A 12775-nucleotide genomic window follows, 5' to 3' on the forward strand; every position below is an offset into this window, starting at 1 on the left:
ATGACGTGGCCCGCTGGCCGAGTCGTCGCCGCCAGCAGGTAATGAATCGGTGCCGTACTGAGTGGTCAGGACGAACGCGGCGGTGCCGCCGGGATGACGCGGCCAAGGAAAGGAGTCGCGGTGCGGTCCAGGCGGATGCGTCGCGGCAGCCCACCGTCAGCCGGTCGGCAGGGCTGCTCGTCGCAAGGTTGAGGGCGCCACATCCGCCACAGAGCGGGACCTCCCGACGCGAGCAGGATCGGCGAGCGCGGTTGATAGCCGCCTCGCGCGAGCAGTCCGTCTCCGGGCCGGTCACCGCTGTACTCCGCACACGACGGCAACCCCGCGAGGTCCAGGGTCTGGTGATGGGCGGCCAGCAACGCCTGCGCGGCGTCCCCGTGCCCGGGACGGACCGCGACGTGAGCGAGCTGGTGATGCGGACGGTGGGGACGCAGCCCATCGACACAGGCATGCAGCAGGGCGAACCGGGCCGCGTGCGGGCCGAGAAGCCTGTGCAGGTCGTACACCGATGCGGCAGCCGGCGGGGGTGGCTCCAACCGCGCGTGCCACACCGCCACCGCCGCGCGATCGTCAGTCGTATCGACTCGACCGTGCTCCAGTCCTTGCAACAGCACAAGCCGTGCCCAGCGACGCAGAACCACTGCGCGCTTGGCGACATCAGGAACCAGCCAGACGCCCATAGGCTGGGCCATCAGCGACTCAGCCATAATCGAGGACAAAGCGTCAACGTCCTCGCCGGTCGCGCGACGAACCGTCGTCTCCATCAATCTCATGGCGTATCCCTCCGGAATTGGCAGAGCGAGCTACCGTCGCCGGCCGCCTCCAGCACAGTCGCCAGGTGGGCAGCGTGCGCTGAGCGTTGGCGAGACACCCACAGCGCCGAATCGAGCGCGCGATGGAACGTCGCAGCGAGATGCAGGCTGTCCGCAGCGACCCCAGCGGCTGGCAGCCGGTACCGCGCCGCCTCGATCAACCGCGGTGAACCGCAGACATAGAACGCCTGCCCCGGCTGATGGTGATACAGGGCCAGGCTGAGCAGATCGCCCTGCGCTGCGGGCTCCACATCATGGTCGTTCGAGAATGCCAACACGACCGTGAGCCAGTCAGCATGCGCCTGTTCAAGCTTGTCCAACGCGACCGCGTCGTAAAGGTCCAGAAGCGTCCGCACGCCCACCACCAACGTCACCCGCCGACCGTTTGGCGATGCGGCAACTTGCTCGACCAACGCCCGCAGCGGCGCAAGACCAGTGCCCCCGGCCGCCAACAGCAGATCGGCGTCACCAGCGGCCTCCAGCGACAACCCGACGTCGGAAGCCGGCCCCAGCCACAACAGCTCCCCCGGAGCCACCCGCTCGACCAGAACAGGCGAAACCACACCGTCCGGTACGGCACGAACGTGGAACTCCACCCGCCCATCCGGGCGCGGAACGCTCGCCGGCGAATACCACCGCCACAGCCCCGGCAGCCGAGGCGTACACACCGGCAGCGCCTGACCAGGCAAATACCGAACCCTCCGCATCGGCCGGACAGTCAACACCGCAACACCATCGGCGGCTGCCTCGCACGCCTCCACCTCGCCGAACGTCACATGCGGACCATCACCCAACGCCCCCGCCGCGCGCTCGGCGAGCCGCAGCGCCCGACGACACCCCAGCTCCCACTGACCCGCCAGCTCGGGCTCCCAACCCTCGCCCGCGAACCGGCGCACCGTATCGACCAACGCCGCCGCGACGGCCGTCCCGTGATACGGCTGAAGATCAAAACGTCGGTATACCCGACCCAACACCGCCAACGCCGCGCGCCGACCAGCCGGATCACCCCGACCCGCGACCAACTGCCCAAGCGTCGAGAAGAACACCGCCGCGAACTGGTGCGGGAGTAGCCGCACGCTGCGGTCCTCCATGAACGACCAGAAGTGGTCGGCAGCTCGGCCAGGCGAGGCGAGGGCGACCGCCAGCGAGAGCCCCAGGTCAGCCATCGCGCCGGCTGGTCCTGGGTGCGCGGACAACGCTAAGCACCACCCGACTGGGCTTCGGACCCTCCGCACACGTCTTTACCCGTGCCTCGGTAGCCCTGTGCCACGTCACGTTAATGCCCACGGGATCGAACGACCTATCGTCGGCCGGAACAAACCACTTTCTCCGGTGCATCTTTATGCCACCCCTCTCTCGGCCCCCAACTTGGCTTCTCCATCCAGGAGGCTCGCCAGCGCCTCTAGGGCGGACCACCCCCTGCTCACCGCCGAGCCGGGCGACCTGAGTTCTGCGCGGCCCAATCACCGACAGCAACTGGTCGACACCGAAACGGATGGCCCGTTCAGGAAAGCCGAACGACCAGAGCAAATCGACGCTTAGCTTGTTGTCTCGCTGTTGTCTCATGACGAGTCCGAGCAGTTTCCGCAGCTGAGAGCACGTTTCTTTGACCGGATCGGACTAGAGTGACGGCGACGATCGGGGAGGCAGGATGACGCGGACACCATCGCCACGGAGTCAGCTCTTGGTGCATCCGTTGAGCTACGTTCGAGAACAGCGAAGCTGGACGCAGCAAGATCTCGTCGATGTCATCGCGCGCCGTCTAAACACTGCAGCCCGGCGCGAGAAGGCTTGGCGCTGGGAGCGATGGGGCGTGGTGCCGGATGAGGATTCACAGGTCGCATTGGCCGACGAACTCGGCGTTGATAGGCAAACGGTTAAGGCGCTCGGGTGGCCCCACTGGCTCCCTACCGGTCCCGCGATCAGCGCGTCAGCACCCTGGACCATCAGGGGAGCAGTGGCCTTGCTTGACGACACTGCAGGACCAGCAGTGCTAGATCGCCGAGGGTTTCTGATCATGCAGGCCGGGTTAGCTGCCGCGATAGCCGAACGGTGGCTCGCAACCGAGCCACCGAAGATCAACGCAGCGCTTGAGGGAGGCCGCGTCGACACAGATCTCCTAGATTGCTTTGAGCAGCGGCTGCCGGCCCTGCGCCGCATGGACGCCAGCCTCGGGGGCGGGAGCGTGCGGTCGCTGGTTGACGCCGAGCTGCGGCTGGTAACGGATCTCCTGCGCCACAGCAGCTACTCGGAGCTTGCCGGCAATCGCCTGCTGGTTGTCGCCGCCGAGTTGGGGCGAATCGCTGGCTGGGCCAGTTTCGATGCAGGATTCCACGCGGCGGCCGAGCGTTACTGGTTTGCCGCCCTACACGCTGCCCACTCCGCAGCCGACCGCGCGGCAGGCGCGAACATCCTAAAGTGCATGAGCCTTCAGAGAGTCGACACTGAACGTCCCACCGAGGCCCTCCGTTTGGCCAACGCTGCGCGGGCTGGGGCGAAGGATGCGCCCGCCCGCGTACGAGCGATGCTCACTACGCGTTTGGCTCGCACACATGCAGTGCTTGGTGAATCGGTAGCGTGCGAGCGCCGACTCGCAGAGGCCGACACAGAGATGTCACGCGCTGACGAGGAAGCAAGCCCGGCCTGGGCCAGCTACTTTGATCAGGCGGAGTACTCCGCCCAGGTTGCGGCCTGCTACCTGCTCCTGCAGCGCCACCAAGCCAGCGACTACTGGCTTCAGCAGACCCTCGCACTCCAACCGGCCGAGCGCAGCCGCGACCGCGCAACCTATCTGATCTGGCGCGCTGACTCCGTACTCAATCTCGGAGATGTCGAGCAGGCGTGCAGCCTCGTCGCCCAGGCTGCCCCAGATGTCGTCGCCACCCGATCCGTGCGCAACCATCGCCGCTTGCTCGACATCCATGGTCGTCTCGTGGCGCATCGACACCCCGCCGCAGGAGAGTTGGATGAGTGCGTGCGTAGTCTGCTGACATGAGTGAGGCCAATAGGGTCGCAGTTGTCACCGGCTCCAACCGCGGTCTCGGCAAGGCCATCGCCCGCGGCTTAGCCGAGACCGGTGCCCACGTGGTCGTCACGGCCCGCACCGAGGAGGCCGCACATCGGGCCGCCGACGAGCTTCTCGCGGATGAGCTCTCTGCATCCGGCCAGCAACTAGACATCGCCGATCCGGCAAGCGTCGCTCGTGCCATGGCGGACGTGGGCTACCAGTACGGCCGGCTAGACATCCTCGTCAACAACGCCGGCATCGCCATCGACCGAGGCCAGGCAGCGGCCAGCGCCGACCTCGAGAAGGTGCGAGCCACCCTGGACACCAACATCATGGGGACCTGGCGCTGCTGCACCGCAGCCATCCCCGAGATGAGAAAGAACGGGTACGGCCGGATCGTCAACGTCACCAGCCACATGGGCACGTTTGGCGAGATGGGAACCGGAAGCGTCTCCTACCGAGTGTCCAAGGCTGGGGTGAACGCACTAACCTGCATCCTCGCAGCTGAGCTCAAGGACGACGGCATCTTGGTGAACGCGGCGTCCCCGGGAAAGGTCGACACCCGCCTGGCCTACGGAAAGGCGAACTCCACGCCCGACGAAGCTGCGGACACCTTCGTATGGCTTGCCACACTGCCGTCAGACGGCCCGACCGGGGGACTCTACTTCCAACGACGACCACTCGCCTGGTAGCGGCATCACCGGACAGGCTGGGCGGCACCGAGCTACCTCTGCGTGATCAACAGATGACGTGAACGAGATCTTCATGTTTGACTGTGTGTATGCAGGCGGGGGAAGCGCGGCTGTCGATCGATTGTGGTGGCAGCAGTACCGTGGCAGTTCTTGCCTGGGCTGACGGCGGCGCGTCTGCGCTGTCGTTTGACGGGTTGCCGTATCTGCCCAGCGCTGTGTACGTAGGCCCCGACGGGGAAGTACGGACAGGGCAGCGGGCGTGGCAGGCCGCCGTAGAGCAGCCGAGCAGTTTCATTCCGAGCCCTCGCCGCGCCGTCGACGGCGACGGCACGGTCGAAAACACCCCGGTGGAGGCACTTGCGCTGGCGGCGGCGCCACTGCGCACGGTCGCGGCCGAAGCGGAGCGGGTTGCGGGCGGGCCGGTGCGCGATGTGCGGCTTGTGGTGCCGGCAGGTTGGGGGCCGCGTCGGCGTACCTGGATGAGGCAGGCCGCGCATCGGGCGGGTCTTGCGCAGCCGCGTCTCGTCGAGGCGCCGGTAGCCGTCGCCGAGTACCTGCTGGCGACCGGCCTGCAACTGCCGGTCGGGGCGTTTATCGTGGTTAGTGACGTCGGCGCGGGCGCGGAGGTGACGGTGCTTCGCCGCGGCCCGGCGGGGTTTGAGGTCCTCTCGACCCTCGCTGACCCTGCCGCCGGCGGCACCGCCGTCGACTCGGCCTTGACTGCCGTTCTGACCTCCGGTCGGGACGCATCCGTTGACGGCGTGGGCGATTGGGCGACAGCGCAGAGCATCCGTGCCGCGAAGGAATCCTTGGCAGTCCACCCGGCGGTCACGGTGCCGCTAGCCGGGCAGGCTCCGGTCGTCGCGAACAGCGCCATGCTCGTTGAGGCCGCCCTGCCGGTGGTGCGACGCGTCGCGGAGTTGGTTGAGGAAACGATCGCCGCTGCCGAGCTGTCCGCCAGTGACCTCGCGGGGATCTTTTGCGTCGGTGGCAGCGCCCAGCTGCCGCACTTGGACGCGGTTATCGCCGAGCGTACGGGCATCACTGCCACGGTTGTCCCCGAGCCGCAGTTCGTCGCGGCTCGGGGTGCTGCGGACGCTGGCGCCGCGGATGCGGGGGCGGCGGTTGTGGTGGAGGTGCCGGTACCGCCGGTGCGACGGGCCGTGGCGATCGCGGTGCCGGGCTTCGCGTCGCTGGCCCTGATCTGGCAGGTCCTCCTGACCGCGGAACAGTTCAATCTGATGAACGTCTACCGCTCGGTGAGTTTGAACTGGGGCGAGTTCACGATGGCCGCCGTGTTCGCCCTGCTGGCCTGCCTCGCCGCGGGGACGGTCCTCGGTTCCCTGATCGCCGCGCGTAGCCCCTCCCCGAGTACCCGCACCGAGGGCGGGAAGGTCAGTATCGGCATCCTCGCCGCCGTCAGTCTCGGCGCGGCGATCGCCGGTCTCTACGCGGTCGTCACCAGCCAGTACTTCGGCGAACCCGTGGGCCCGTTCCTGAAATGGGCGTTGTGGCCGATCACGCCGATCGTGGTGATGGCCGTGGCGATGGCGGTGGTCGCCGCCCGGCAATGGCGTGCCCCGCACGGCGGCTGGTCGGCGCTGCTGGCCGCACCGACCGGGTCGATCGTCACCGCAGCGCTCGGCATGGGGTTGATCCAGTACTCCCTGACGGCCGACAGGTGGCCCGACCGGCTGTTGTGGATCGACGTCGCCGGGCGCGTCGGTGGACTTCTCCTCGGCGTCGGGCTGGTCATGGCGCTGGTGGCGCCGCTGATGTTCCGCCTCATCCTCAGCGCCCCCGTCGCGGTCATCAGCGCCGCGATCGTCAGCAGGCAGGCCGCCGGCATTCTCGGCGTCAGCTACGCCGTGGCCGTAGCGATGTGGTGGGCAGCCCGACTGTGGACCCGCATCATCCGCCCCACCCCGGCCGGCGCCACCACGACATCACCCGCAGTGCTTGCCGGCACGTCGGGTGGAGGTACGTGACGTGCGGTGGCCCCGCCAGCTGATGTCACTGCTGGTCGTCCTCGCGCTCCTGGCCGGCCCGCCCGCGGTGCTGCTCTTCCTGATCGGCCCACCCGTCAGCGGGTGGCCCCGCACGAAGCAGATAGAGGCGTGGGTGCAGCAACCGCTGACCGAGGAAACCCTCACCGCCGCGTTGACGACCGGCGCATGGCTGCTGTGGCTGCTACTCGCCTACACCGTCACCGTCCGGGCCGTGACCCGCCTGCACGCCACCGCGGCATGGCTACGACACGTTCCCCTGCCCACGCCGTGGCAGGCGACGGCCAGCGGAATGGCGGGAGCCGCCGTGTTCGGCATCACCACCCACCCCGTCACCACCGCCGCACCGCAACCACCACCATCGTCAGCAGCGGGAACACCCGGGCAACCCGCCGCCGCCACCCCGACACCCGACGACAGGGCGGTCAGCGACGGCGGGATCCTCGTGCCCGGCGGATGGCTACCCCGGGATACCGCCGAGTCGGTCGCCGCCGCCGCAGCCCTGCTCTGGCTCCGCCGCCGCCGCGACTACCGACCCCGCCCCCTCACCCCGAACGCCCCCGACGAAGCACAAACTCCCCGGCTGCCCCCGGCCGTTACGGCCGTGCAGGCTGCCCTCGCCGACGCTCCCGCTGCGTCGCACGCGCCGGCACCCACGGACAGCTTCACCGCCCTCGTCGAGGTCCTCCCAACCGGCGGCGTGGGCCTCACCGGGCCGGGAACTCTGCCCATTGGCCGCGGTCTGCTCCTCACGGCGGTGCTGGCCGGTCATCGTCACCCCGCCCCGACGGTGGTCGTCACCAGGGCAGCGCTGACCGACCTGCTCGGCCCCGACGCAGAACCGCTCGGTGAGCGCCTGCCACAGCTGACAATCGCCGAAGACCCTGGCGACGCCATCCGGATCGTCGAGGGTGTCGACCCCCCGAGGATGGTGATCCTGGTCGGGGACGACGGCGACGCCGACGACGTGACACACCTCGCCGGTGTGACGGCCGCGAACGGCGGAAGGCTGGTCGTGCTGGGAGGCTGGCCGACCGGCGAGACCTGGCATGCCGCACCGACAGGCCGCCTCCACGACCCCACCCACCCCGACAACCCTGCCCCTCGACTGTGTGTCCTGGACCAGGTCACCGCCGTCGACCTCCTCACCGTCATCGCCCACCCCGAACCGACAACGCCCTCCCCCGCGCCACCACGCACGCCGCTGCCCTCAGCGGCGACACCGAAACCACGGGTGCCACGACAGAGCACCCGGGGAACACCGCACCGGCCACCGGCCGCCACCCACCAGCGGCTGCACCTGCGGGTCCTGGGCGAACCCACGCTGCTCATCGACGGCGAGCCCCTCACCATCCGGCGCAGCGCCGCCGTTCAAATCCTCGCCTTCCTCGCCGCCCACCCCACCGGCGCCGACACCCGGGAACTGACCGCGGCCATCTGGCCGGGCCTACCCCGCAGCTCCCTGACCGGCCGGCTCTACACCACCCTCAGCGACCTCCGCGGCGCCATCCGGAGCGCCAGCGGTCTCCCCGTCATCGAACACACCGACGACCGCTACCGCCTCAACCCTGCTCAGGTAGACGTCGACCTGTGGCACCTGCATGCCGCCGTTCACCAGGCCGCCGCGACCGTCACCGACACCACGGCAGCCTGGCGGGCGGTTCGTGACGCCTACCCCGCCGACCTCGCCGCCGGACGCACCTGGCCGTGGCTGGACCCCATCCGCGAGGTCACCCGCCGGCGCGTCATCGACACCTGCGCCGCCCTCGCCGACTGCGAAAACGACCCCCAGCGGGCCCTCGTTCTGCTGCAGGGCGGCGTTGACATCGACCCGTACAACGCCGACCTCCACGAGCGCCTTGTCACCACCCTCACCGTCCTCGGCGACCGCGAGGCCGCCGACCAGCTGCACAACCGCTACCTCCGCACCCTTGCGCAGGCCGGCATCGACAACGAATCCCTGGGCCACCGCGCTACCAGGAGCACCACCGCCCAGCCGGAACCTGCCCTCCACTCCTGGGAGCACCGCAGCACCCACATCCCGCTGAATTGAGATGAGCTCCACGTCCGCGCATCGGTAGTCGATCACGGCGCGGTTGTCGTCCTGCGGCTGTTGCCGCTGGCAATGCTGCCCAGGTCTTCCGGTGGCCGGAAGTTAGACGCTTCCGACAATGCGGGACGCCGGCGTCAGACAGGCGTTCTCGGCGCCTACCCAGGCTCGGCGACCTGATCGCGCCGACGATAGTGACACGCTGCAGGTCCCGTAGACGTCGACCGACGGGTCGGCGAGGTCAGCTCCGGCGCAATTCGATCCGGTACCAGGTTCCCGCATCAGTGGGGGTCTCGACCAGGGTGTCGGTGGTGCAGTTGTATCGGTCGGCACTCCAAGGGCCGCTGTCGAGCCCCGCCCGCACTTCCCCGTTGACCAGCACGGTTTTCGACGACTCATGGGAACGTTCGGCGTCATAGCGGATCACACCGTCTTGCACTTCGTAGCGGGCGTCGACGTGGCCAGACCAGATGATGTCGATGCGCTGGTCGTCGATTGCCGTCGTGAAGCGGGTTTCGTTGCCGTAGTCCACGACGACGACGCCGTCGGGCCGGAATGTCTGGGTGATGCCGGTGGTGATGATCCGGTGAGTACGGCCGGCGAGTTCCAGGTCGAACTCCCGTGACACCTCGCGCCAGGTGCCCACGAGGCAGGGATCCCCCGCCGCTGCGACCCTCTCGGGAGGTGGCACGGGATTTGTGCCGATGGGCACAGGATCCGGTTCCCAGAATGCGTAGTTGCCCGGCACCTCGGCGGCCGCGCCGCCCAGGACCAGCAGCGCCAATCCGGCGAGTCCGGCAGCCAGGACTCCGCGAGTTGATCTCGGCGTGGCATCCGCATCTCTGGTAGGCGTGGGGATCGGTGCGACCCCCCCATTGATTCCGGAGGTGTTAGTGCGGCGGCGCCAAAGTCCGCCGGCCGCCGCCGCGAACAGCGCGGCCGGCACCGCGAGCAGTACCCCCGATGTCGCGATCCACGCCAAGTGGAAGGTGATGTAGCTGTCGGGCAGGAAGCTCGGCAGTTCACAGGCGCGTCCTCCGGGGCCGGTGAGCTGCAGGCAGTCCGAAATACCCCGGCTCAGATAGAAGCCGAGCGTGGCCACCGCCAGGGTGGTGGTCACCGCCAGTGGTACCAGTACCGGTCGCAGCCGCGTCGAGCGGGCCGCAACGACAGCGGCACCCATGGCTTGCAGCAGGGCAGCGACGGTCACATACGTATTGCCGTACACCATGGAGAAGTGGAGCAGCTCGCTGCCGGTGAGCTCCTCCACGTTGAAGTCCGCCGGCAGGTAACGGACGTCGGCGGGCAGCGCTGCGTGGGCCGCGAACGGCAGGGCCAGCCCGACGGCGATCACGCCGAGCCCTGCCACAGCACCGATGCGGAACGCCCGCTGCACCCCCGGTGGGCGGAGCCCAACACGCCGGAACCAGCCCAACAGCAGCGCCGGTACCGCCCACAGCAGCACGAGTCCGGCGGTGGCGAGCGGAGTGAACTGCACGAGGACCCGCGGATAGTAGCTGTAGACGATGCTCGTCCAGCTGGTTAGCTGGACGTACCAGTCGATCCCCCACCCCGCCTGGGGGGTGGAGTGCCACTGGAGGCTCTGCAGGCTGTTGCCGCCGTAGGCGGTGGCGTACCAGATCGCAAACAACGGGGCCCCGACTGTGATCGCGGTCGCGGTGCCGACGCGCCGCCGCCACCGGTGCCCACCGGACCGGCCGGTCGGCTCGACGAGCACGGTGTCCACGGACCGCACCCAGGCGGTGAAGACGAAAAGACCCACGACGAGGATCGTCGCCGTCACGGGCCACCCGATCATGCGCAGGAGTCCGGTTTCGCCCAGGTCGTAGTTCTCCGCGTACGTCAGGGAGAACGGACCGCTGAGCGCGAATCCCAGCGCCGCGACGGCGGGCAGCAGCAGTCGGCGTCGCGTCCCGGCCGCTTCGACGGTGCCGGTTCGGAGCACCGCGCGGGCGAGCAGGTGCAGCAGGAGCACGCCGACACCGAGTGACATCAGTGCCAGAGCGATGACGAGATACTCCTCCACCAGGCCACCGACGGTGAGGGTGACGTTGTAGAGCGCCAGTCCGAGGACGACGCCGTAGCCGGCGGTCTCGGCGAGGCCGGGCCGCAGCGTCCCACGGGGATCGGCAACAGCCAGTGCCCGACGTGTCGGCGACGGATGGCTGCCGAGCCTGGCCAGCAGCTCGGTCCACATGCCGCCGAGGCCGATCCGTCCGGTCCGCACGGGCGGCCAGGGCAAGGCGTTCAAAACCCTGCCGAGTGCGCCGCCCGGCGTATCCCAGCCGGCGGCGGTGATATCCGCGTGCAGTTCGCGGGCCCGGAGGATCGCGTTGCGCGCGAGGTACACGACCGCGGTCAGCACCCCGAGCGCGACGAACGGCAACAACACTTCGGCCACGGGGTGCGCGGTGTCCAAGTCCTCACGGGCCCGGAAGAGATCGGGCTTCAGTGACACCGCTACGAACGGGACAACGGCGACGGCGACGAAGGCCCACCAGGTCGCGATGCTGAGGTAGGTGCGGTCGACATCGCCGTTACGCAGATGTGCCAACTCGTGCCGCAGTACGGCACGGAAGCCGGCCCGGTCGAGGTCATAGCGGACCAGCAGACCGACGTCGAGGCAGATCCGCCGCCTACCCGCCAGCCCGAACGCCTGGCCGCCATGTGTGGTCGAGTAGGGCGCGACGAGCCACCTCGGCGGCCGGCGCAGCCCCGCCTGCCGGGACATATCGGCTAGTTCATCCAGCAGTTCGGCGTCCGCGCCGCTTGCTATCGGGCGCATCCGCCGACGCCGGGATAGCCACCACGGATGCAGCAGATACAGCAGTACGGCGACAAGCAGCTCCGCCAGGATCCCCGCCCCGACCCACAGTGCCTGCTCCCGAAGTAACGGACGCATGCAGAGCCGCATCAGGGCGGGCCCGTGGATGGCCGCGTCATCCGGCGGTGCGTAGGCGGTCGCCTCCTGGACATCGGCTAGGCACTGGTCCAGCGCAATGTTCACCGGCCCGGCCCCGGGCGACGCGAAATACAGCGAGCCGAACGCGACGACGCTGGATGCCAGAACGGCGGCCACCAACATCATGAAACGGATGTCGGTACTGGCCTTCAGCGCCGTTCCCAACGGGGGCGCCGGGGGTGGCAGAGCATGCTGATCGGGTAGGGGTCGGAACGGCTCGTCCCCCTCATCCTGCGCCCTCACTGCGGTGGCTCCGCCCGTGGCCGGCTGACCCAGTCGCCCACGATCGCGGCCGCCAGCAGGTCGGCCTCCGGGGTCGGCATCCGGCCGTGCTGAATCAGGGACCGGGCAATGAGTGCCCGTACCTCGGCCCACTGGTCCGGGGCCAGCACCGGCAGGCCGACTCCCGGCGCATCCGCCACCGCCTTGCCGTGATCATCTGCGGCCGCCCCGGCATCCGGGTGCGGCACCGGCGTCAGACCCAGCACCCGGCGGACGCCCCTTGTCGACGACAGGGCCGCGGTCACCACACCCAAGCTGACGACGTACGACAGCACCTGCGCCGACGCGTCCAACAGCACCGGGGTGAGGAGGTACTCGACTTCCGGCAGGCCCAACTTGAGCTGCCCGCTGCCCGGGTCGCCACCAGCAAGAGCGCGCTTCGGATCAGCGATGTAGGCGTCCCGCAGCAGCTCGAAGACCCGCCGCTCCGCGGCGACCTGAGCAGGTCGCAGCGATGCGGCGCGTTGCAGCATGACCTGAGTCAGCTCGACGACCATCTGTTCGTCGACGGCTGGCGTGACCTTCACGCGGCATCACCGGCGATGCCGCCATACTGGACACCCGCCCTGGAAGTGAACACGTAACGTACTCGGATTGCCGGTCGATCGATCGCCCGGCGAATACACAGAACCTGCTTGGCCTGCTGCATCACGCCACGATGATGCACGGCGAAACCCACGATCATCACTTAAAGTCACTGTCATTATATTGACGTGGCCGCGGGAACAGCCGGTGATCATCGCAATCCTGACGCCATCCCGAGGTGAGCGGGCCGGCGCCGCGATCACGAAAACACGGGATCCGTCAACGATCGGTGTGCGCCGCAATTCTGATCATTGCTCTCGGGCACCCGTGCCGGTCGTGTTGCCGACAGGGTGAGGCTTGCCTGCATACGTCACACTCACCGCACGAGCAGCGATGCCATCAATATCACCGCCGCCAT

Annotated in this window: 9 protein-coding genes; 4 read left to right on the forward strand and 5 right to left on the reverse strand. The window is 68.7% G+C overall.

The genetic code is table 11. The annotated features are described in order from the left end of the window. Positions 1–65: 65 nt before the first annotated feature. Positions 66–773, reverse strand: a complete 708-nt coding sequence (locus NIE79_RS26400; RefSeq protein ID WP_238681121.1) for an N-acetyltransferase — start codon at positions 771–773, stop codon at positions 66–68. Then, positions 770–1978, reverse strand: a complete 1209-nt coding sequence (locus NIE79_RS26405) for an FAD-binding oxidoreductase (protein WP_238681122.1) — start codon at positions 1976–1978, stop codon at positions 770–772. The genes NIE79_RS26400 and NIE79_RS26405 overlap by 4 nt, the downstream gene beginning before the upstream one ends. 521 nt (positions 1979–2499) lie before the next feature. On the opposite strand from NIE79_RS26405, the gene NIE79_RS26410 reads away from it, so the two are divergent. The 4 genes from NIE79_RS26410 (at position 2500) to NIE79_RS26425 (ending at position 8570) form a co-directional block, all read left to right on the forward strand. After that, positions 2500–3807, forward strand: coding sequence for an NsdA family TPR-like regulatory protein (locus NIE79_RS26410; protein ID WP_238681180.1), 1308 nt, complete (start codon positions 2500–2502; stop codon positions 3805–3807). Continuing rightward, positions 3804–4511: an SDR family oxidoreductase gene (locus NIE79_RS26415; protein ID WP_238681123.1), complete on the forward strand. Its 708-nt coding sequence runs from the start codon at positions 3804–3806 to the stop codon at positions 4509–4511. Before NIE79_RS26410 ends, NIE79_RS26415 begins: the two co-directional genes overlap by 4 nt. An 89-nt stretch (positions 4512–4600) precedes the next feature. Beyond that, positions 4601–6499, forward strand: a complete 1899-nt coding sequence (locus NIE79_RS26420; protein WP_238681124.1) for an Hsp70 family protein — start codon at positions 4601–4603, stop codon at positions 6497–6499. A 1-nt stretch (position 6500) separates the two neighbouring features. Then, positions 6501–8570: an AfsR/SARP family transcriptional regulator gene (locus NIE79_RS26425; protein ID WP_238681125.1), complete on the forward strand. Its 2070-nt coding sequence runs from the start codon at positions 6501–6503 to the stop codon at positions 8568–8570. A 238-nt stretch (positions 8571–8808) separates the two neighbouring features. Here NIE79_RS26425 and NIE79_RS26430 read toward each other — a convergent pair whose 3' ends face one another. The 3 genes from NIE79_RS26430 to NIE79_RS26440 form a co-directional block, all read right to left on the reverse strand. After that, positions 8809–11715 carry a M48 family metalloprotease gene (locus NIE79_RS26430; RefSeq protein ID WP_238681126.1) on the reverse strand — a complete coding sequence of 969 codons (2907 nt, stop codon included), beginning with the start codon at positions 11713–11715 and terminating at the stop codon, positions 8809–8811. Between the two features lie 74 nt (positions 11716–11789). After that, entirely contained in the window at positions 11790–12359 is a 570-nt protein-coding gene (locus NIE79_RS26435; RefSeq protein ID WP_238681127.1) for a hypothetical protein, read from the reverse strand. After that, on the reverse strand, positions 12356–12520 hold the full coding sequence (locus NIE79_RS26440; RefSeq protein ID WP_238681128.1) for a hypothetical protein: 165 nt from the start codon (positions 12518–12520) through the stop codon (positions 12356–12358). The genes NIE79_RS26435 and NIE79_RS26440 overlap by 4 nt, the downstream gene beginning before the upstream one ends. Between the last annotated feature and the right edge of the window lie 255 nt (positions 12521–12775).

This window comes from Micromonospora trifolii, assembly GCF_022229005.1.
In the GTDB taxonomy this organism is placed as follows: domain Bacteria; phylum Actinomycetota; class Actinomycetes; order Mycobacteriales; family Micromonosporaceae; genus Micromonospora; species Micromonospora trifolii.

Excerpts from the sequence above, each read along its gene's own strand:
- NIE79_RS26420 (WP_238681124.1), top strand. The coding sequence starts at position 4,601 with ATGCAGGCGGGGGAAGCGCGGCTGTCGATCGATTGTGGTGGCAGCAGT.
- NIE79_RS26415 (WP_238681123.1), top strand. The coding sequence starts at position 3,804 with ATGAGTGAGGCCAATAGGGTCGCAGTTGTCACCGGCTCCAACCGCGGT.
- NIE79_RS26405 (WP_238681122.1), bottom strand. The coding sequence starts at position 1,978 with ATGGCTGACCTGGGGCTCTCGCTGGCGGTCGCCCTCGCCTCGCCTGGC.
- NIE79_RS26400 (WP_238681121.1), bottom strand. The coding sequence starts at position 773 with ATGAGATTGATGGAGACGACGGTTCGTCGCGCGACCGGCGAGGACGTT.